General features: G+C 52.7%; 26 protein-coding genes. 13 read left to right on the forward strand and 13 right to left on the reverse strand.

Annotated features, from left to right (window positions below):
- Positions 1-7: 7 nt before the first annotated feature.
- Complete coding sequence (gene elbB / locus ICA20_RS02755) at positions 8-661, forward strand: isoprenoid biosynthesis glyoxalase ElbB (protein WP_038634284.1); 654 nt, start codon at positions 8-10, stop codon at positions 659-661.
- Positions 658-1,377, forward strand: coding sequence for a monofunctional biosynthetic peptidoglycan transglycosylase (gene mtgA / locus ICA20_RS02760; protein WP_038634281.1), 720 nt, complete (start codon positions 658-660; stop codon positions 1,375-1,377). The genes elbB and mtgA overlap by 4 nt, the downstream gene beginning before the upstream one ends.
- Before the next feature lie 66 nt (positions 1,378-1,443).
- Here the strand turns inward: mtgA and npr are convergent, their stop codons facing one another.
- The 11 genes from npr to ICA20_RS02815 form a co-directional block, all read right to left on the reverse strand.
- The gene (gene npr, locus ICA20_RS02765) at positions 1,444-1,716 is read right to left on the reverse strand and encodes a PTS phosphocarrier protein NPr (RefSeq protein WP_003025086.1); all 273 of its coding nucleotides are present in this window, start codon (positions 1,714-1,716) and stop codon (positions 1,444-1,446) included.
- A complete protein-coding gene (rapZ, locus tag ICA20_RS02770) occupies positions 1,713-2,567 on the reverse strand; it encodes an RNase adapter RapZ (RefSeq protein ID WP_003025085.1) in 855 nt (284 codons plus the stop codon). The genes npr and rapZ overlap by 4 nt, the downstream gene beginning before the upstream one ends.
- Before the next feature lie 45 nt (positions 2,568-2,612).
- Positions 2,613-3,104: a PTS IIA-like nitrogen regulatory protein PtsN gene (gene ptsN / locus ICA20_RS02775; RefSeq protein ID WP_038634278.1), complete on the reverse strand. Its 492-nt coding sequence runs from the start codon at positions 3,102-3,104 to the stop codon at positions 2,613-2,615.
- An 82-nt stretch (positions 3,105-3,186) separates the two neighbouring features.
- Positions 3,187-3,474, reverse strand: coding sequence for a ribosome hibernation promoting factor (gene hpf, locus ICA20_RS02780; RefSeq protein WP_038634275.1), 288 nt, complete (start codon positions 3,472-3,474; stop codon positions 3,187-3,189).
- A 22-nt stretch (positions 3,475-3,496) separates the two neighbouring features.
- Positions 3,497-4,930 (reverse strand): RNA polymerase factor sigma-54, encoded by a 1,434-nt coding sequence (gene rpoN, locus ICA20_RS02785; RefSeq protein WP_038634272.1) that lies wholly within the window; start codon positions 4,928-4,930, stop codon positions 3,497-3,499.
- Positions 4,931-4,976: 46 nt separating this feature from the next.
- Complete coding sequence (lptB, locus tag ICA20_RS02790; RefSeq protein ID WP_003025073.1) at positions 4,977-5,702, reverse strand: LPS export ABC transporter ATP-binding protein; 726 nt, start codon at positions 5,700-5,702, stop codon at positions 4,977-4,979.
- A gap of 6 nt (positions 5,703-5,708) precedes the next feature.
- On the reverse strand, positions 5,709-6,257 hold the full coding sequence (gene lptA / locus ICA20_RS02795) for a lipopolysaccharide ABC transporter substrate-binding protein LptA (protein WP_038634270.1): 549 nt from the start codon (positions 6,255-6,257) through the stop codon (positions 5,709-5,711).
- On the reverse strand, positions 6,226-6,801 hold the full coding sequence (gene lptC, locus ICA20_RS02800; RefSeq protein ID WP_038634267.1) for an LPS export ABC transporter periplasmic protein LptC: 576 nt from the start codon (positions 6,799-6,801) through the stop codon (positions 6,226-6,228). Before lptC ends, lptA begins: the two co-directional genes overlap by 32 nt.
- Positions 6,798-7,364 (reverse strand): 3-deoxy-manno-octulosonate-8-phosphatase KdsC, encoded by a 567-nt coding sequence (kdsC, locus tag ICA20_RS02805; RefSeq protein WP_038634264.1) that lies wholly within the window; start codon positions 7,362-7,364, stop codon positions 6,798-6,800. The genes lptC and kdsC overlap by 4 nt, the downstream gene beginning before the upstream one ends.
- Positions 7,365-7,384: 20 nt before the next feature.
- Positions 7,385-8,371: an arabinose-5-phosphate isomerase KdsD gene (kdsD, locus tag ICA20_RS02810; RefSeq protein ID WP_038634261.1), complete on the reverse strand. Its 987-nt coding sequence runs from the start codon at positions 8,369-8,371 to the stop codon at positions 7,385-7,387.
- Positions 8,372-8,384: 13 nt separating this feature from the next.
- Complete coding sequence (locus ICA20_RS02815; protein ID WP_038634258.1) at positions 8,385-9,362, reverse strand: calcium/sodium antiporter; 978 nt, start codon at positions 9,360-9,362, stop codon at positions 8,385-8,387.
- A 215-nt stretch (positions 9,363-9,577) separates the two neighbouring features.
- Here ICA20_RS02815 and mlaF point away from each other — a divergent pair, with 215 nt between their 5' ends.
- From mlaF to murA, 7 genes are all read left to right on the forward strand, one after another.
- A complete protein-coding gene (gene mlaF, locus ICA20_RS02820; RefSeq protein WP_038634255.1) occupies positions 9,578-10,390 on the forward strand; it encodes a phospholipid ABC transporter ATP-binding protein MlaF in 813 nt (270 codons plus the stop codon).
- A gap of 7 nt (positions 10,391-10,397) precedes the next feature.
- Positions 10,398-11,180 carry a lipid asymmetry maintenance ABC transporter permease subunit MlaE gene (mlaE, locus tag ICA20_RS02825; RefSeq protein ID WP_003025053.1) on the forward strand — a complete coding sequence of 261 codons (783 nt, stop codon included), beginning with the start codon at positions 10,398-10,400 and terminating at the stop codon, positions 11,178-11,180.
- A gap of 4 nt (positions 11,181-11,184) precedes the next feature.
- The gene (gene mlaD / locus ICA20_RS02830) at positions 11,185-11,742 is read left to right on the forward strand and encodes an outer membrane lipid asymmetry maintenance protein MlaD (RefSeq protein ID WP_038642894.1); all 558 of its coding nucleotides are present in this window, start codon (positions 11,185-11,187) and stop codon (positions 11,740-11,742) included.
- Between the two features lie 18 nt (positions 11,743-11,760).
- Positions 11,761-12,396 carry a phospholipid-binding protein MlaC gene (gene mlaC, locus ICA20_RS02835; protein WP_038634253.1) on the forward strand — a complete coding sequence of 212 codons (636 nt, stop codon included), beginning with the start codon at positions 11,761-11,763 and terminating at the stop codon, positions 12,394-12,396.
- Positions 12,396-12,689: a lipid asymmetry maintenance protein MlaB gene (gene mlaB, locus ICA20_RS02840; protein WP_038634251.1), complete on the forward strand. Its 294-nt coding sequence runs from the start codon at positions 12,396-12,398 to the stop codon at positions 12,687-12,689. Before mlaC ends, mlaB begins: the two co-directional genes overlap by 1 nt.
- Positions 12,690-12,858: 169 nt before the next feature.
- Positions 12,859-13,113, forward strand: a complete 255-nt coding sequence (ibaG, locus tag ICA20_RS02845) for a BolA family iron metabolism protein IbaG (protein WP_032940719.1) — start codon at positions 12,859-12,861, stop codon at positions 13,111-13,113.
- Between the two features lie 53 nt (positions 13,114-13,166).
- On the forward strand, positions 13,167-14,426 hold the full coding sequence (murA, locus tag ICA20_RS02850; RefSeq protein WP_038634248.1) for a UDP-N-acetylglucosamine 1-carboxyvinyltransferase: 1,260 nt from the start codon (positions 13,167-13,169) through the stop codon (positions 14,424-14,426).
- Positions 14,427-14,482: 56 nt separating this feature from the next.
- Here murA and sfsB read toward each other — a convergent pair whose 3' ends face one another.
- Together sfsB and ispB are read right to left on the reverse strand one after the other, a co-directional pair.
- Positions 14,483-14,767 carry a DNA-binding transcriptional regulator SfsB gene (gene sfsB / locus ICA20_RS02855; RefSeq protein WP_038634246.1) on the reverse strand — a complete coding sequence of 95 codons (285 nt, stop codon included), beginning with the start codon at positions 14,765-14,767 and terminating at the stop codon, positions 14,483-14,485.
- 224 nt (positions 14,768-14,991) lie between these two features.
- A complete protein-coding gene (ispB, locus tag ICA20_RS02860; protein ID WP_003025033.1) occupies positions 14,992-15,963 on the reverse strand; it encodes an octaprenyl diphosphate synthase in 972 nt (323 codons plus the stop codon).
- Positions 15,964-16,221: 258 nt separating this feature from the next.
- Here ispB and rplU point away from each other — a divergent pair, with 258 nt between their 5' ends.
- The 4 genes from rplU (at position 16,222) to cgtA (ending at position 19,091) form a co-directional block, all read left to right on the forward strand.
- On the forward strand, positions 16,222-16,533 hold the full coding sequence (gene rplU / locus ICA20_RS02865; RefSeq protein WP_003025032.1) for a 50S ribosomal protein L21: 312 nt from the start codon (positions 16,222-16,224) through the stop codon (positions 16,531-16,533).
- A gap of 19 nt (positions 16,534-16,552) precedes the next feature.
- Positions 16,553-16,810 carry a 50S ribosomal protein L27 gene (gene rpmA / locus ICA20_RS02870; RefSeq protein ID WP_003025030.1) on the forward strand — a complete coding sequence of 86 codons (258 nt, stop codon included), beginning with the start codon at positions 16,553-16,555 and terminating at the stop codon, positions 16,808-16,810.
- A 127-nt stretch (positions 16,811-16,937) separates the two neighbouring features.
- Positions 16,938-17,903 (forward strand): DMT family transporter, encoded by a 966-nt coding sequence (locus tag ICA20_RS02875; protein WP_038634243.1) that lies wholly within the window; start codon positions 16,938-16,940, stop codon positions 17,901-17,903.
- A gap of 15 nt (positions 17,904-17,918) precedes the next feature.
- Positions 17,919-19,091 carry an Obg family GTPase CgtA gene (gene cgtA / locus ICA20_RS02880; protein WP_038634240.1) on the forward strand — a complete coding sequence of 391 codons (1,173 nt, stop codon included), beginning with the start codon at positions 17,919-17,921 and terminating at the stop codon, positions 19,089-19,091.
- Positions 19,092-19,161 lie beyond the last annotated feature (70 nt).

Here is a 19,161-nt window from a genome sequence, read left to right on the forward strand (position 1 = left end):
TATCACGATGAAAAAAGTGGGAGTCGTGCTCAGCGGATGCGGTGTGTATGACGGTGCAGAGATCCATGAAACCGTACTCACGCTGCTGGCCATTGCCCGCAATGGCGCGCAGGCCGTCTGCTTCGCCCCGGATAAACAACAAGCTGATGTGATTAATCATCTGACCGGCGAGCCGATGCCGGAAACACGCAATGTCCTGATTGAAGCCGCTCGCCTCACACGCGGCGAGATTCGCCCGCTTGCTCAGGCGGTTTCAACGGAACTGGATGCGTTGATCGTGCCGGGTGGGTTTGGCGCCGCCAAAAATCTGAGTAATTTTGCCAGCCAGGGCAGCGAATGCCGGGTTGACAGTGATTTAGCCGCGCTGGCAGTTGCCATGCATCAGATGGGGAAACCGTTGGGATTTATGTGTATTGCGCCCGCCATGTTACCCAAAATTTTTGATTTTCCGCTGCGTCTGACCATTGGCACGGATATCGATACGGCAGAGGTACTGGAGGAGATGGGCGCTGAACATGTGCCTTGTCCGGTTGATGACATTGTCGTTGATGAAGACAACAAAATCGTTACCACGCCCGCCTATATGCTGGCGCAGGATATCGCTCAGGCCGCGAGTGGCATCGATAAACTGGTCTCGCGTGTGCTGGTGTTGGTTGAATGAGAACAGGCGTTACCGCTTTTCTGCGGCGCATCTTTCTACGGGCGGTTATCGTCCTCGCCGTATTCTGGGGCGGGGGCATCGCCCTTTTCAGCGTGATGCCGGTGCCGTTCTCGGCGGTGATGGTCGAACGGCAACTGGGCGCATGGTTATCCGGTGATTTCGGGTATGTGGCGCACTCGGACTGGGTGAGTATGGATGAGATCTCACCGTGGATGGGGCTGGCGGTGATTGCCGCCGAGGACCAGAAGTTCCCTGACCATTGGGGATTCGATGTCTCTGCCATCGAGAAAGCGCTGGCGCATAATGAACGTAATGAAAACCGTATTCGCGGGGCGTCAACGTTATCGCAACAGACGGCAAAAAACCTCTTTCTGTGGGATGGACGTAGCTGGGTGCGTAAGGGCCTTGAAGCCGGGCTCACGCTGGGGATGGAAACGGTCTGGAGCAAGAAACGTATTCTGACCGTCTATCTGAACGTTGCGGAGTTTGGCGACGGAATTTTTGGCGTGGAGGCGGCGGCGCAGCGGTATTTTCATAAACCTGCCAGTCGCTTAAGTATGTCTGAAGCGGCCTTGCTGGCGGCGGTCCTACCTAATCCTTTACGTTTTAAAGCGAATGCGCCTTCGGGTTATGTGCGTAGCCGTCAGGCGTGGATTATGCGCCAAATGCGCCAGTTAGGCGGTGAGTCGTTTATGCGGGAAAATAAGCTGTATTAGCGGAGTTATTGCCGGATGCGGCGTAAACGCCTTATCCGGCCTACTGGCTACGTTCTGTGTACTCGATTAATCTTCGTCAAACCCTGAATTAAACAGGGCAACCACCGCGGCCAGAGCTTCAACTTCCTGCGGGCCTGTGGCTTCAACTTCTATCTGCCGCCCCTTCGCAGAATCCAGCATCAGCAGCGCGATAACGCTGTTTGCCTCGGCTTCCGTTCCTTCATCATTACGCAGCAAAACTTCTGCTTCGAAACCCTGCATCAATTCAAAAAGTTTCATTGCTGGCCGCGCATGCATGCCCAGCTTATTAGTGATTTCAACGGTTTGCTTCACGGTCATGATTTACGTTTTTCCAGCGTACGATGGCGTGACTGCACGTTTTTACCGCGTGAGCGGAAGTAGTCTGCCAGCTGCTCTGCAATATACACCGAACGGTGTTTCCCGCCGGTACAGCCGATGGCTACAGTGAGGTAGCTGCGGTTGTTGGTCTCCAGCATGGGTAACCATAGCTCAAGATAGCTGCGGGTCTGGTAGATAAAATTGTGTACTTCTGTGTGCCTGTCGAGGAAGGCGGCGACAGGGCGGTCAAGACCGGTCATCGGGCGCAGCTTCGGATCCCAGTGTGGGTTGGGCAGGAAGCGCACGTCAAAGACGTAGTCCGCGTCAATCGGGATACCGTGTTTGAAACCAAAGGATTCGAATACCATCGTCAATTCACGTTCACGTTTGCCCAGCAGTCGGGTACGCAGCATTTCCGCCAGTTCGTGTACGGACATTTCGGAGGTATCAACAATCAGGTCTGCGCGGGAACGCAGCGGCTCCAGCAAATCGCTTTCTTTATCGATAGCGCTTTCCAGCGACAAGTTTTTGCTGGAGAGGGGGTGTAAACGACGCGTGTCGCTGTAGCGGCGAATCAGCGTGTTACGGTCAGCATCAAGGAACAGCAACTGCGGTGAGAAGCCTTCAGGCAGATTGTTCATTGCCTGCTCGAAAATCTCCGGGGATTCCGGCATGTTACGCACATCAATGCTGACGGCCGCAGAAATCTGGCGATCGGCCAGTGTACGAGCCAGATCGGGCAATAGCACTACGGGAAGGTTATCCACGCAGTAAAAACCCATATCTTCCAGCGCACGCAGGGCAACGGATTTGCCTGACCCTGAACGACCGCTGACGATCATCAGTACCATGTACTGTTTCTCCTCACAACGACAAAAAAGGATGCCATTGGGTTGTTATGCTTCATCCTGTCCACCTTCGGTGTCCGTGATGATTTGATACAACTCCTGGTCACTCTGTGCGGCGCGCAGGCGACGGCAGATGGCTTTATCTGCCAGACGTTTGGCGACCAGCGATAATGTATGCAAATGCGTCTTGGTTTGGTCTGCCGGGACCAGCAGGGCGAAAAGCAGATCGACGGGTTGATTATCAATGGCGTCGAAGGCGATGGGCGTTTCGAGTTGCACAAACACGCCAACCGCGCGCATCGTGTCTTCTTCCAGCTTGCCGTGCGGGATGGCAATACCATTACCGATGCCGGTACTGCCCATTTTTTCACGCGTCAGAATGGCTTCAAATACCACCTGAGAGGGCAAGCTGAGCTGTTTTGCCGCCAGTTCACTGATGATTTCCAGTGCGCGTTTCTTGCTTTGGCAGTGAACGGCCGCGCGCGTACATTCCTGGTTAAGAACATTGCTCAGTTGTAGAGTCGTATCGTTATTTGTCATAATTTCACCTAAGCGCTAACTGTACAAATGGCCCGTTGTGCTGCACAACAGGCCGTCCTGCACCCGCTAACTGCCCGGAAAGTTAGTGCTGTTTCAGTTTATCTTTATGTTTTGTTAACTGCCGAGCCAGTTTATCAATTAAACCGTCAATGGCGGCGTACATATCCTGACCTTCCGCGCTGGCATGAATTTCACCACCGTTTACATGCAGTGTTGCATCCGAGATATGTGTAACCTTCTCCACTTTCAACACAATATAGACCTGATTAATCCGGTCGAAATATTGTTCAAGCTTGGCGAATTTGGTATTAACAAACTCGCGCAGAGCTTCCGTGATTTCGACGTTGTTTCCAGTGATGTTGAGCTGCATAGTGTCTTCCTTATCGGTTTGGTCACACCAGTTGTTTGCGCTGGTTAGACGGCGGAATGGATAAAGACTCTCGGTACTTCGCAACGGTGCGGCGCGCCACCATGATACCCTGATCCGACAGCATAGAGGTTAACTTGCTGTCACTCAGCGGTTTCGCGGGGTTCTCCGCAGCAATTAATTTCTTCACCAGTGCGCGGATAGCTGTGGATGAGGCTTCGCCCCCGCCTTCAGTGTTAACGTGACTGGAAAAGAAATACTTCAGTTCAAATATGCCGCGCGGACTGTGCAAATACTTTTGCGTGGTCACTCGGGAAATGGTCGATTCGTGCATCTCGACGGCCTGGGCGATATCCGCCAGCACCATCGGTTTCATAAATTCTTCGCCTTGCTCAAAGAAGGCCTGCTGCTGTTCAACGATACAGCGACTGACGCGCAGCAGCGTATCATTGCGGCTTTCCAGACTTTTAATCAGCCACTTCGCATCCTGCAAATTGCTACGAATAAACTGGCTGTCGGCATCGTTGCGCGCGCTATTGCACATCGCGGCGTAGTGCTGGTTAATCTGCAAGCGTGGAATGCTGTCGCCGTTGAGTTCGACCACCCAACGATCGTTATGCTTACGTACCAGCACATCCGGGATGACGTATTCCGGCTCGCCGGTTTGGATCGACTGTCCTGGGCGGGGATCGAGCGACTGGATGAGGTTGACGGCTTCTTTCAGCACGTCTTCTTTCAGTCGGGTTACGCGCATCAGCGAGCGAAAGTCATGGTTGGCTAACAGATCGAGGTGATCGCTGATGATCAGGCGCGCTTCTTCCAGCCATGGCGTGGACTTATCAAATTGCGAAAGTTGGATCAGTAAGCAGTCACGCAGATCTTTGGCTGCCACGCCAACGGGATCAAAGCGCTGAACGCGTTTAAGCACGGCTTCGATTTCATCCATACCGACGTCGTCATCGCCCATGCTTTCGAGAATATCGTCCAGGGTCACGGTGAGATAACCGGTTTCGTCAACCGCATCAACAATCGATGTCGCAATGGCGCGATCGGTATCCGAGAACGGGGTCAGCTCCACTTGCCACATCAGGTAATCCTGCAGCGATTGCGTGGTCTCCCCCTGATAAACAGGCAGTTCGTCGTCAATGTAATCTCCGCTGGTGCCTGAAGGCGTACCGGCGGTGTAGATTTCATCCCAACTGGCGTCAAGCGGCAATTCCTCTGGCATCTCTTTTTGTTCGAGTGCATCTGCGGTATCGAGGGATTCGCTGTCCTGTTTTTCCTGGGTATCAATTTCGTCGTGAAGATCGGTTTGCTCGAGCAGTGGGTTACTTTCCAGCGCTTGCTGAAGTTCTTGCTGAAGTTCCAGCGTGGACAACTGCAACAGACGGATCGCCTGTTGTAGCTGAGGCGTCATCGCCAGTTGTTGGCTAAGCCTGAGTTGCAAACCTTGCTTCATGTTCAGAGTTGTTTTCTCCTGCGGTGACGTGAAGTCTTCTACCCTATCAGAGTCTGAAGTCTTCCCCAAGGTATACGCGCTTAACGTGCTCATCCTGCAGTATTTCTGTCGGCGTGCCGTGGGCGATCAGGTGTCCCTGGCTCACGATATAGGCGCGCTCACAAACTGCCAGCGTTTCGCGGACGTTATGGTCGGTAATCAACACCCCAAGCCCGCTGTCGCGCAGGTGTTCGATGATCCGTTTGATATCGATAACGGAAATCGGGTCAACACCGGCAAACGGTTCATCAAGCAGGATAAATTTCGGATTCGCGGCCAGCGCGCGGGCGATTTCCACACGGCGTCGTTCACCACCGGAGAGCGATTGGCCCATGCTGTCACGCAGATGTTCGATATGGAATTCTTCCATCAGCTCATTGGCGCGATCTTCCCGCTGCTCACTAGTGAGATCGTCACGAATTTGCAGTACCGCCATCAGGTTATCAAACACGCTCAGGCGACGGAAAATAGACGCTTCCTGCGGTAGGTAGCCGATGCCGCGACGCGCGCGCGCATGCAGTGGCAGCAGACTGATATCTTCGTCATCGATGATAATGTTGCCCGCATCGCGCGGGACAATGCCGACCACCATGTAAAATGTCGTTGTCTTGCCCGCACCGTTAGGACCAAGCAGACCGACGATCTCCCCGGAGTTGACGGTCAGACTGACATCTTCCACCACACGGCGGCCCTTATAGGCCTTTGCAAGGTTCTTTGCAGTTAATGTTGCCATAACGAATCAGTTACCTTTTTTCTCTGCCGGAGCCTTGTTTTTGTCCTGCAACTGCGACGGAACCAGAACGGTGGTGACGCGTTTGCCTTTATCGCTGAAGGCCTGCATTTTCTGCTCTTTCACCAGATAGGTGATCTTATCACCCGTGATGTTGCTATCGAGCTGTTCCAGGTAAGCCTTACCGGTGAGCACGACGAAGTCTTTCGCCAGTTCATAGTGCATATGTGAGGCGCGGCCTTTCACTGGCTTACCGTTGTCCTGCATCTGGTAAAAGGTGGCGGGCTCACCGTAACCATCAATCACTTCTTTACCGTCTTCACCGCCCGGGCGGGTCACAACGACTTTATCGGCATTAATTTTGATGGTGCCCTGAGTCACAATCACGTTACCAGTAAACGTCACCACGTTGCCCTGCATATCCAGGGACTGCTGGTCTGACTCGATGTGAATCGGCTGCTCGGTATCGCCGGTGACGGCAAATGCCGGAATGCTGGCGGCCAGAAGTGAACTGGCAAGCACAAGATTAAGGCTGAGTTTGTTTATTTTGGATTTCATATGAGGTTCTAACCTTTTCAATCAGCTCGGCGTTCTTGTTGCGTAAGTTGCCGCGCATCTTCAGTCCGCTGGAGTTAAATGTTGTGCCATATAACGTGACAAGATCATCAGAAGTGACGTCTTGAGTCACCAGGTTAATCTGTGCGTTATCGGTCGTAATTCTGCGTAGTTGAGAGTCAGGCACCAGGGCGTTAACTTCAACATGGCCGTACAGATACAGCATTCGATCGTTGGTCAATTTGGCTTTATCGGCTTTGATTGACCAGGTCGGTACTTTATCTTTATCAAACGTGGTTAATACCGGTTGAGTAAACCACGAAACCGCTTGCTCCGAATAATATTCAACGTGTTGGGCGATCAAGTGATAGCTCAGCGCGCCTTCCGGACTATACACGACGGTATCGGTATGTTCGCTTTTATAGGTTGGCTCGTTGTTATTGACGGCGACCTGAGTGGCCTCGTCTTTGTCTGCCAGGTTAATACCAATCATCACAAGGACAGCCAGCGACAGTAGAATGATAACCCAACGTCTGGTTTTGCTCATATCGATTGCCCTTTGGCCTCGTCCAGTTTGCCCTGCGCCAGGAGTAATAAATCGCAGACTTCACGTACAGCGCCGCGTCCCCCATCGATACGGGTGACGTAGTCGGCGCGTGGAATCAGCAATGGATGGGCATCCGCCACCGCTACGCTTAATCCCACTTTTGCCATCACTGGCCAGTCGATCAGGTCATCGCCAACATAGGCCACATTTTCCGGCGCGATCGCCAGTTTTCCAAGCAGATCGTCAAAGGCGATCAGTTTGTCTGAATGCCCCTGATACAGATGCGTGATCCCCAATGTGGCACAGCGATCTTCTACAAGTTTAGCCTTTCGTCCGGTAATAATAGCAACCTCAATACCGGAAGTGAGCGCACAGCGAATTCCGTAGCCATCGCGGACGTTAAAAGCCTTCAACTCTTCACCGTTGTTGCCCATATAAATCAGACCATCAGACAATACGCCATCCACATCCAGGATCAGCAAACGGATGTTCTCAGCCCGGGTGATAACGTCAGCGTTGACGGGTCCATAACAGGTCGCAAGCGACGCACCTGCTTTACTCATTTTCTTTATCCTTGAGTTTCTTACACTACACCTGCACGCAGCAGATCATGCATATGTAACACACCGAGTAACTGGTCGCCATCAGCAACCATTACCGAAGTGATATGGCGGGACTGCATTAAGTTCAGGGCATCAACGGCAAGAATGCCCGGACGCACGCGAATGCCTCCAGGGGTCATCACATCGGCAATGCCTAACTGGCGTACATCTACGCCCATATCAAAGACGCGACGTAAATCGCCATCCGTGAAAATACCGTCAATCTTCATGGCATCATCGCAAATGACGGTCATGCCGAGATTTTTACGTGTGATCTCAAGTAAGGCGTCACGCAGGCTGGCGCTTTTATTAACATGCGGAATCTCATCACCCGTATGCATAATATCGTTAACACGCAGCAAAAGCTTACGGCCCAGTGCGCCACCCGGATGCGATAACGCAAAATCTTCCGCGGTGAAGCCGCGTGCTTTTAATAACGCCACGGCAAGGGCATCGCCCATCACCAGCGTTGCGGTGGTGCTGCTGGTCGGCGCCAGGCCTAACGGGCAAGCTTCCTTGGGCACTTTAACACACAGATGCACATCTGCCGCACGCGCCATGCTGCTTTCCGGACGGCCGGTCATGCAGATAAGCGGGACATGAAGACGTTTTAATACCGGGATTAACGCCGCTATCTCATTGGATTCGCCGGAGTTAGAAATGGCGATCACCACATCCTGCGGCGAGACCATGCCTAAATCGCCATGCGCGGCTTCGCCCGGATGCACGAAAAATGAGGGGGTGCCGGTGCTGGCAAAAGTGGCCGCCATCTTCCGCCCAATATGTCCGGATTTCCCCATCCCCATCACCACGACTTTGCCCGGGCAACTGAATATTTTTTCACAGGCGAGGGTAAAGTTTTGATTAATGTACTGATCAAGCTCCGCCAGGCCTTCACGTTCAATTGCCAGGACTTCCTTGCCTGCTTGCTGAAAGTCAAAACCCGGTTGCAACTCTAAGTGCGACATAATGCGTTTCCAGTTATCCAACGAGAAGTGGCGATAACCAATACAGCATCGCCAGCCATATGATAAAACCGCCGGTCAGCAGCGCACCCGCGCCGCGACCAATCTGGCGCGGACGTCGCCAGCAGAGTAGTGCAAAAATCACGCTCACCAGCAGCATGACGCTATAGTCACGGGTGAAGGCCATCGGATTGACTTCACCCGGCGTAATCAGCGCCGGTAGCCCGAGGACGATAACAATATTAAAAATGTTTGCGCCGATGATGTTGCCAACGGCAATATCGTTTTCGCCTTTACGCAGACCCGCAATGGCCGTTGCCAGCTCTGGCAAACTGGTGCCAATAGCGACTACCGTCAGCCCGATGGTGAGTTCGCTCATGGCGAAATAGTTCGCCAGTACGGTGGCGTTATCCACCACCATCCGTGTTGCCATTGGCATAATAATCAACGCAATGCCCAACCACAAAAATGCGACCGGCAATCCGCCTTCGCGTGGAAGTTCCGCTATCTGCTCTCGGGTCAGCGTGTCATTGCCTTGTCGCTCAGCCAGACGGGCGATTTTAACAATGAATAGCAGCCATAGCACGGCCAGAAGCAGGAGAAAGAAACCGTCACTACGACTCAACTGGCCGTCATACAACACGGATGCGGCTAAAATACTCACCAGCAACATTAGCGGTAATTCACGACGCAGAACATCAGAATGCACGGTAAAAGGATGAATCAGCGCCGACAGACCTAAAATAAGCAGAATGTTGGTAATGTTAGATCCGATAGCGGTACCCACGGCCAGATCGAGTTGCCCATTTATTGATGCCGCCACAGAGACAATGATCTCGGGTAACGACGTCCCTACGCTGACAACGGTCATCCCAATAATAATGGGGGGGATACCGAAATTTCGACATAAAATGGATGCGGCAAATACCAGACGGTCGGCACCGTAGACCACCAGAAGTAAACCAATTATTAACAGCGCCGTCGCTAAAAGCATCTAAAGTCCTTTCTTCAGGTATACTCGCCGGTCCACTTGAAGGATCTTCTGGAAGCCGTAACGAAGTCTTAATTTTGACTTTATGCGGCTAAAAAGTAAAACAAATGCCAGCTTTCGCTAACCAGGACAGGCAATAATCTGTAAATATGTTGGGTTCAGGGCTAAATTGAGCGCCAAACTCTTCGATCAACGAGGCAATAGTAAAGGATGAATCAATGGGTCAGTCTGTGGCGAATCTAGTCGATATGCGCGATGTCAGCTTTTCCCGAGGCGATCGCTGCATCTTTGATAATATTTCCCTGACGGTGCCGCGTGGTAAGGTGACGGCGATCATGGGGCCATCAGGCATCGGCAAAACGACGCTATTGCGTCTGATTGGCGGACAGATACCTCCAGATAAGGGCGAGATCCTGTTCGACGGCGAGAACGTTCCGGCCATGTCCCGTTCGCGTTTATTTACCGTGCGTAAACGCATGAGTATGTTGTTTCAGTCCGGCGCGCTGTTTACCGACATGAACGTGTTTGACAACGTCGCGTATCCGCTACGCGAGCATACGACGTTGCCTGCAGCGTTGCTGAAAAGCACGGTGATGATGAAGCTTGAAGCCGTTGGTCTGCGGGGCGCGGCAAAGTTAATGCCTTCTGAATTATCCGGTGGGATGGCACGGCGTGCTGCGTTAGCACGCGCCATCGCGCTGGAGCCTGACCTCATTATGTTTGACGAACCGTTCGTCGGCCAGGATCCCATTACCATGGGGGTGCTGGTAAAACTGATTTCGGAACTGAACAGTGCGCTGGGCGTCACCTGCGTGGTGGTGTCCCATGATGTGCCTGAGGTGCTGAGTATTGCAGATTACGCCTATATTATGGCGGACAAAAAAATAGTGGCCTACGGTAGTGCTCAGGCTCTGCAAGAAAACGCCGACCCGCGCGTACGTCAGTTCCTTGACGGTATTGCTGATGGGCCGGTTCCGTTCCGTTATCCGGCGGGCGACTACCACATCGATTTACTCAAAACAGGGAGTTAAGCCACCCATGTTGTTAAATGCGCTGGCATCACTCGGACATCGAGGGATTAAAACCCTCAGGACGTTCGGGCGAGCCGGATTAATGTTGTTCAATGCGGTTGTCGGCAAGCCAGAGTTTCGCAAACATGCGCCACTGCTGATACGCCAGCTCTATAATGTCGGTGTCTTATCGATGCTGATCATTATTGTTTCTGGTGTGTTCATCGGTATGGTGCTGGGGTTGCAGGGATACCTGGTTCTGACGACCTACAGTGCGGAAACCAGCCTTGGCATGCTGGTGGCGCTGTCATTGTTACGTGAGCTGGGGCCGGTTGTTGCGGCGCTACTGTTTGCCGGGCGCGCCGGATCGGCCTTAACCGCAGAGATTGGCCTGATGCGGGCGACCGAGCAACTCTCCAGTCTGGAAATGATGGCCGTCGATCCGCTGCGTCGGGTGATCTCTCCGCGTTTTTGGGCCGGTGTCATTTCATTGCCGCTGTTGACGATTATTTTTGTCGCGGTGGGGATCTGGGGCGGTTCGCTGGTTGGCGTAAGCTGGAAAGGTATTGATGCAGGCTTTTTCTGGTCGGCGATGCAAAATGCCGTCGACTGGCGTCTGGACCTGGTCAACTGTCTGATTAAGAGCGTGGTGTTCGCCATAACGGTCACCTGGATTGCATTGTTCAATGGTTATGATGCGATTCCGACCTCAGCCGGCATTAGCCGGGCAACGACACGCACCGTTGTGCACGCCTCTCTCGCCGTTCTGGGGCTGGATTTTGTGCTCACCGCACTGATGTTTGGGAATTGAGTTCATGCAAACGAAAAAAAATGAAATTTGGGTCGGGTTATTTCTGCTGATTGCGCTGCTGGCTGCGCTGTTTGTCTGCCTGAAGGCAGCGAATGTTACCTCAATGCGTACTGAGCCGACTTACACGATTTATGCGACCTTTGATAATATTGGCGGCCTGAAAGAACGCTCTCCGGTGCGGATTGGCGGGGTGGTGGTTGGACGCGTATCGGATATCTCGCTGGATCCGAAAACGTACTTGCCGCGCGTGACCCTGGAAATCGAATCGCGTTTTAACCATATTCCTGACACCAGCTCCCTGAGCATCCGTACTTCCGGCCTGCTGGGAGAGCAGTATCTGGCATTGAACGTCGGTTTTGAAGATCCTGAGCTGGGAACGTCTATCCTCAAAGATGGCGGTACGATTCAGGACACGAAATCCGCGATGGTGCTGGAAGACATGATTGGTCAGTTCCTTTACAACAGCAACAGTAAAGGTGATGACAATAAGAATTCTGGCGATGCGCCAGCCGCAACTGAAGGCAATAATGAAGCCACTACGCCTGCGGGCGCAACGAAATAATCTCAGGAGAATCGACGTATGTTTAAACGATTGATGATGGTGGCTATGCTGATCATTGCCCCCCTTAGCGCGGCAACCGCGGCGGATCAGACTAACCCGTACAAGTTGATGAATGAGGCGGCGCAGAAGACCTTTGATCGCCTGAAGAACGAGCAACCTAAAATCCGCGCCAACCCGGATTACCTGCGCGATGTTGTCGATCAGGAATTGTTGCCATACGTACAGGTTAAATATGCTGGTGCGCTGGTCCTGGGCCGCTACTACAAAGAAGCGACCCCGGCACAACGTGACGCCTATTTCGCCGCCTTTCGTGAATATCTGAAGCAGGCTTACGGTCAGGCGCTGGCAATGTACCACGGTCAGACCTATCAGATTGCCCCTGAGCAGCCGCTGGGTGATGCGACCATCGTGCCTATCCGCGTGACCATTATCGATCCGAATGGCCGTCCTCCGGTTCGTCTGGATTTCCAGTGGCGTAAAAACTCGCAAACCGGTAACTGGCAGGCGTATGACATGATCGCCGAAGGCGTCAGCATGATCACCACCAAACAGAATGAGTGGAGCGACCTGCTGCGTACCAAAGGTATCGATGGCCTGACAGCACAACTGAAATCTATTTCTCAGCAGAAAATTACCCTGGAAGAGAAAAAATAATGACCCAGTCACTCACCTGGAAGCGTGAAGGTGACAAGCTGGTGCTGGCGGGAGAGCTGGATCAAGACGTGTTAAATCCATTATGGGATGCGCGAGTTGAGGCGATGCAAGGGGTAACCTGCATCGACCTGAACCAGGTTTCCCGGGTGGATACCGGTGGTCTGGCGTTACTGCTGCACTTGATTGATCAGGGCAAGCAGCAGGGGAACAGCGTTTCGCTCGCTGGTGTTAACGATAAAGTTTACACGCTGGCGCAGCTTTACAATCTGCCTGACGATGTCCTTCCGCGTTAATTTTTTCAGGCTGGATAAGGCCTTGTGCCTTCATCCAGCATCCCCATCATAAGGGATCTGCCATCAAAGCCTTGTCTGATTTATCAGCGAGGCTTTTTGCTTATTTATGACAGCGCCACTTTGCTCTAAGATGTTGGGCTGTTTTCACTATCTGACGAATGAAGAGCCCATGGAAAATAATGAAATTCAGAGCGTGCTGATGAATGCGCTCTCCCTCCAGGAAGTCCACGTTTCTGGCGACGGCAGTCACTTTCAGGTTATTGCCGTGGGTGAGATGTTTGAAGGCATGAGCCGGGTCAAGAAGCAGCAATCAGTCTATGGCCCGTTGATGGAGTACATTGCGGACAACCGCATTCATGCTTTGTCGATTAAAGCGTTTACCCCAGCGGAATGGGCGCGCGATCGCAAACTTAATGGTTTTTGAGCTACGGGTGATGTGCCGGTAGCGAAGATAAATTCTTAACAGAGAACAGAATAATGGATAAATTTCGTGTTCAGGGGCCAACGAAGCTCCAGGGCGAAGTCACAATTTCAGGCGCTAAAAACGCCGCACTGCCGATCCTGTTTGCGGCGCTGCTGGCGGAAGAACCTGTAGAGATCCAAAACGTCCCGAAACTGAAGGACGTTGACACTTCCATGAAGCTACTGAGCCAGTTGGGTGCGAAAGTTGAGCGTAATGGTTCCGTGCACATTGATGCGCGTGACGTTAACGTCTTCTGTGCACCGTATGATCTGGTGAAAACCATGCGTGCGTCTATCTGGGCGCTCGGACCGTTGGTTGCTCGCTTTGGCCAGGGGCAGGTTTCACTGCCGGGCGGTTGCACCATCGGCGCGCGTCCGGTTGACCTGCACATTACCGGTCTGGAGCAGTTAGGCGCGACGATCAAGCTGGAAGAAGGCTATGTGAAGGCGTCCGTTGATGGCCGTCTGAAAGGCGCGCATATCGTCATGGATAAAGTGAGCGTCGGCGCGACGGTCACTATTATGTGTGCGGCAACACTTGCTGAAGGCACCACCATCATTGAAAACGCCGCGCGCGAGCCGGAGATCGTCGATACCGCTAATTTCCTGATTGCGCTGGGTGCGAAGATCAGCGGTCAGGGTACCGATCGCATTACCATCGAAGGTGTTGAACGTCTCGGCGGTGGTGTTTATCGCGTTCTGCCAGACCGTATTGAAACCGGCACTTTCCTGGTTGCAGCAGCGATTTCTCGCGGCAAAATTATCTGCCGCAATGCGCAACCTGACACGCTGGATGCCGTCCTGGCGAAGCTGCGTGATGCGGGGGCGGATATCGAAGTCGGCGAGGACTGGATAAGCCTCGACATGCACGGCAAGCGTCCGAAGGCGGTCAATGTACGTACTGCGCCGCACCCGGCGTTCCCGACTGATATGCAGGCCCAGTTCACGCTGCTGAACCTGGTGGCAGAAGGGACAGGCTTCATCACGGAAACCGTGTTTGAGAACCGCTTCATGCACGTGCCTGAGCTGAGCCGTATGGGCGCTCACGCGGAAATCGAAAGCAACACTGTGATTTGCCACGGTGTGGAAACGCTCTCCGGCGCGCAAGTGATGGCGACCGATCTGCGTGCGTCAGCAAGCCTGGTGTTGGCGGGTTGTATTGCTGAAGGTACGACGGTGGTCGACCGTATTTATCACATCGATCGCGGCTATGAGCGCATCGAAGATAAACTGCGTGCGCTGGGCGCAAACATTGAGCGCGTGAAAGGCGAGTAATCGTCAACGCCTCTGGTAACCCCCTGGTCTTTGGGCCGGGGGTTACTGCTTAATGTTCATTCAGGATTCTTTTTCCCTCTCGGTCCCCTCATCATTCGTGTTCTGTCGATGAATTCATGCGTTTTGGCATCGTGGTAGCGCGACGGCCAGATCACCCAAGGGTCGGTTCCCAGCGCCCGGGCAATAATCAACTCTCCTTTCGGCCATGGCCGCGTTAACGCGTTCGCCAGCGTTGATGAACTCAAGCCATTTTTACGTGACTCAGCGGCCATTGAGGTGCCTTTTTTGCGCAGTCCGGCGATGATGTCGGCCGTATGCCAGTCAATCAGCTTGCTTTCCATAAATTCATCCCTCCTTTGGTTAATGACTTACGGTTTCACGTTCGGTTGTGGCGACACTATAACGCTCCGAGAACAAATGTTCTAAAATGTTCGTGTAAAGTGTGAGTATATTCAGATTATGCCAATATCTGGCGTAATAATCCGGAAAGCTGAAAGTATTTATTGGAGTTTATAAGAGCATCCCGTGCGAGGCACGGGATGATGAGTGGCTGGGGGGAAGGTAATTAGCGGTCGCGCTGTACGGCGATATGCGCCAGACCAATCAGCGCTTCTCGCCATGGCGTATCAGGCAGCACCTGCAACGCGGCGATGGCTTTATCGGCCTCTTCTTCCGCACGTTGTCGGGTCCACTCCAGAGAGCCACAGGCGTTCATCGCTTCCAGAACCGGCTCCAGAAGGTGACGACCGTTACCTTGTTCAATGGCCTGGCGGATCATCTGCGCCTGCTCCGGGGTGCCGTGGCGCATGGCATGCAGCAGCGGTAGCGTCGGCTTACCTTCGTTCAGGTCATCACCGACGTTTTTACCCAACTGCTCGCCATCTGCGCTGTAATCCAGTAAATCGTCAATTAACTGGAACGCAGTCCCAAGATAACGGCCATAATCCTGCAACCCTTTCTCTTGTTCTTCGCTGCAGCCAGCCAGAATACCTGAGCATTGGGCTGCGGCTTCAAACAAACGCGCCGTCTTGCTGTAGATGACGCGCATATAGTTTTCTTCGGTGATGTCCGGGTCGTTGACGTTCATCAACTGCAGAACTTCACCTTCTGCGATGACGTTAACCGCTTTCGACATGACTTCCAGTACTTTCAGCGAGCCGAGGCTGGTCATCATCTGAAATGCGCGGGTATAGATAAAATCGCCGACCAGCACGCTGGCCGCATTACCAAACGCCGCATTTGCTGTGGCTTTCCCGCGGCGCATGTCGGACTCATCCACAACATCGTCATGCAGGAGGGTCGCAGTGTGGATAAACTCGATGAGGGCTGCAATCGTAACGTGCGCATTTTCCTGGTAACCAACGGCACGTGCTGCAAGTACGGCGATCATTGGGCGAATGCGTTTTCCGCCGCCGCTCACGATGTAGTACCCTAACTGATTGATCAACTGGACGTCGGAATTGAGCTGTTCAAGGATTGTCGCATTGACCCCCGCCATATCTTGCGCGGTTAACTCATTGATTTTTTCTAAATTCATCGCAAAAGCCGGGCTTCTCGCCCCGATTACCTCACCGTATGGCAAGGTAACGTCGGGTTCAGGTTTATAAATATATGCTGATTGTACTGAAAAAACGCCGTAGATAAACGTTACCGTACGTGTTGTGTTTTTTTTCTTCATGTATTGACGGTAGCACTTGTCAAAGGCTCGCGTTTTGCGTAATATTCGCGCCCTATTGTGAATATTTATAGCGCACTCTGAATCATCAAAAAGGTGTGCGCGGAAGCGGAGTTTTTTATGTACGCGGTTTTCCAAAGTGGTGGTAAACAACACCGAGTAAGCGAAGGTCAGACCGTTCGCCTGGAAAAGCTGGACATCGCAACTGGCGAATCTGTTGAATTCGCTGAAGTTCTGATGATCGCAAACGGTGAAGAAGTCAAAATCGGCGTTCCTTTCGTTGATGGCGGCGTTATCAAAGCTGAAGTTGTTGCTCATGGTCGTGGCGAGAAAGTTAAAATCGTTAAGTTTCGTCGTCGTAAACACTACCGTAAGCAGCAGGGCCATCGTCAGTGGTTCACTGATGTGAAAATCACTGGCATCAGCGCTTAAGTTAAGGGGAGCAGATTAAATGGCACATAAAAAGGCTGGCGGCTCGACTCGTAACGGTCGCGATTCAGAAGCTAAACGTCTGGGCGTAAAACGCTTCGGCGGTGAAACAGTTCTGGCTGGTAGCATCATCGTTCGTCAACGTGGTACTAAATTCCACGCTGGCTCCAACGTTGGTTGCGGCAAAGACCACACTCTGTTTGCTAAAGCAGACGGTAAAGTGAAATTTGAAGTGAAAGGCCCGAAAAACCGTAAATTCATCAGCATCGTTGCTGAATAAGTTTTTCGCGTCCCGGTAACGGATAAAAGCCCCGCAACACGTTGCGGGGCTTTTTACATTCGACGGCCGGTAAATATGCTCGTCGCGCCGTGATAAACCGGAAACGAGCCCTTGCAGGGAATACGGCATGAAGCAGCAGGCAGGCATTGGTATTCTGTTAGCACTCACGACTGCAATATGTTGGGGCGCTTTGCCAATAGCAATGAAGCAAGTGCTGGAGGTGATGGAGCCTCCTACCGTGGTGTTCTACCGTTTTTTAATGGCAAGTATTGGCCTTGGCGCTATCCTTGCGGTTAAAAAAAAGCTCCCCCCATTGCGCATTTTTCGCAAAGCGCGTTGGTTGGTGCTGTTGGCAATAGCCACCGGTGGGCTGTTCGGTAACTTCATACTGTTTAGTTCATCTTTGCAATACTTGAGCCCAACGACCTCGCAGGTTATCGGTCAGCTGTCACCCGTTGGCATGATGATCGCCAGCGTCTTTATCCTGAAAGAAAAGATGCGCGGCACGCAGGTGATTGGCGCCATTATGCTTCTGAGCGGCCTGGTTCTGTTTTTTAATACCAGTCTGATCGAAATTTTTACCCGACTCACCGATTACACCTGGGGCGTTATCTTTGGTGTCGGTGCGGCGATGGTCTGGGTGAGCTATGGGGTCGCGCAAAAGGTGTTATTGCGCCGTCTGGCGTCACCGCAGATCCTGTTTTTACTGTACACTTTATGTACGATCGCGTTGTTGCCGCTGGCTAAACCCGGTGTCATCACGCAGCTCAGCGACTGGCAGCTGGCCTGCCTGGTATTCTGCGGCCTGAATACGCTGGTAGGATACGGCGCTCTCGCGGAAGCGATGGCGCGCTGGCAGGCGGCGCAGGTAAGCGCCATTATTACGCTTACGCCGCTGTTTACGTTGTTATTTTCAGATTTATTATCACTGGCCTGGCCCGATTTCTTCGCCAGACCGATGCTAAACCTTTTAGGTTATCTCGGTGCGTTTATCGTGGTTGCGGGCGCGATGTATTCCGCCATTGGTCATCGAATTTGGGGCGGTTTACGTAAGCATGAAACGGTGGTTTCGCAACCCCGCTCAGGCGAATGATTTACGGAGAGTAAAATGAAGTTTGTTGATGAAGCATCGATTCTGGTCGTTGCAGGTGATGGCGGTAATGGTTGCGTGAGCTTCCGCCGTGAAAAATATATTCCAAAAGGCGGCCCGGACGGCGGTGATGGCGGTGATGGCGGCGACGTATGGATGGAAGCCGACGAAAACCTGAACACGCTGATCGATTACCGTTTTGAAAAATCTTTCCGCGCGGAACGTGGTCAGAATGGCGCGAGCCGCGATTGCACAGGTAAACGCGGTAAAGACGTTACGATTAAAGTGCCTGTCGGTACGCGCGTTATCGATCAGGGCACCGGCGAAACCATGGGCGACATGACCAAGCATGGTCAGCGTCTGATGGTCGCTAAAGGCGGCTGGCACGGCCTGGGTAACACCCGTTTCAAATCCTCGGTCAACCGTACTCCGCGTCAGAAAACGATGGGGACACCGGGCGATAAGCGCGATCTGTTGCTGGAGCTGATGCTGCTGGCGGACGTGGGTATGTTGGGTATGCCAAATGCCGGTAAATCGACGTTTATCCGTGCGGTATCTGCGGCGAAGCCGAAAGTTGCCGATTATCCGTTCACCACCCTGGTACCAAGCCTGGGCGTGGTGCGTATGGACAACGAAAAGAGCTTCGTAGTGGCCGACATTCCGGGGCTGATTGAAGGTGCGGCTGAAGGCGCGGGTCTGGGGATTCGCTTCCTGAAACACCTGGAACGTTGCCGCGTGCTGCTGCACCTCATCGATATCGATCCAATTGATGGCTCCGATCCGGTAGAAAACGCCCGTATCATTATTGGCGAACTGGAAAAATACAGTCAGGATCTGGCGTCTAAACCGCGCTGGTTAGTGTTCAACAAAATTGATTTGCTGGACAAGGCTGAAGCGGAAGAGAAAGCGAAAGCGATCGCTGAAGCGCTGGGCTGGGAAGGTAAATATTACCTGATCTCCGCCGCCAGTCAGTTGGGCGTGAAGGATCTGTGCTGGGATGTGATGACCTTTATCATCGAGAACCCGATTGTTCAGGCTGAAGAAGCGAAACAGCCAGAGAAAGTTGAGTTCATGTGGGATGATTATCACCGCCAGCAGCTCGCTGAAGTCGAAGACGAAGCGGAAGATGACTGGGATGACGACTGGGACGAAGACGACGAAGAAGGCGTTGAGTTCATCTATAAGCGTTGATTTTGAGGGCTGGTTTACCAGCCCTTTTATTTATATATTCTGAAAAAAATATTAATGATGTTCCCGCATT

This window comes from Citrobacter sp. C5_2 (genome assembly GCF_014596845.2).
Lineage (GTDB): Bacteria > Pseudomonadota > Gammaproteobacteria > Enterobacterales > Enterobacteriaceae > Citrobacter > Citrobacter werkmanii.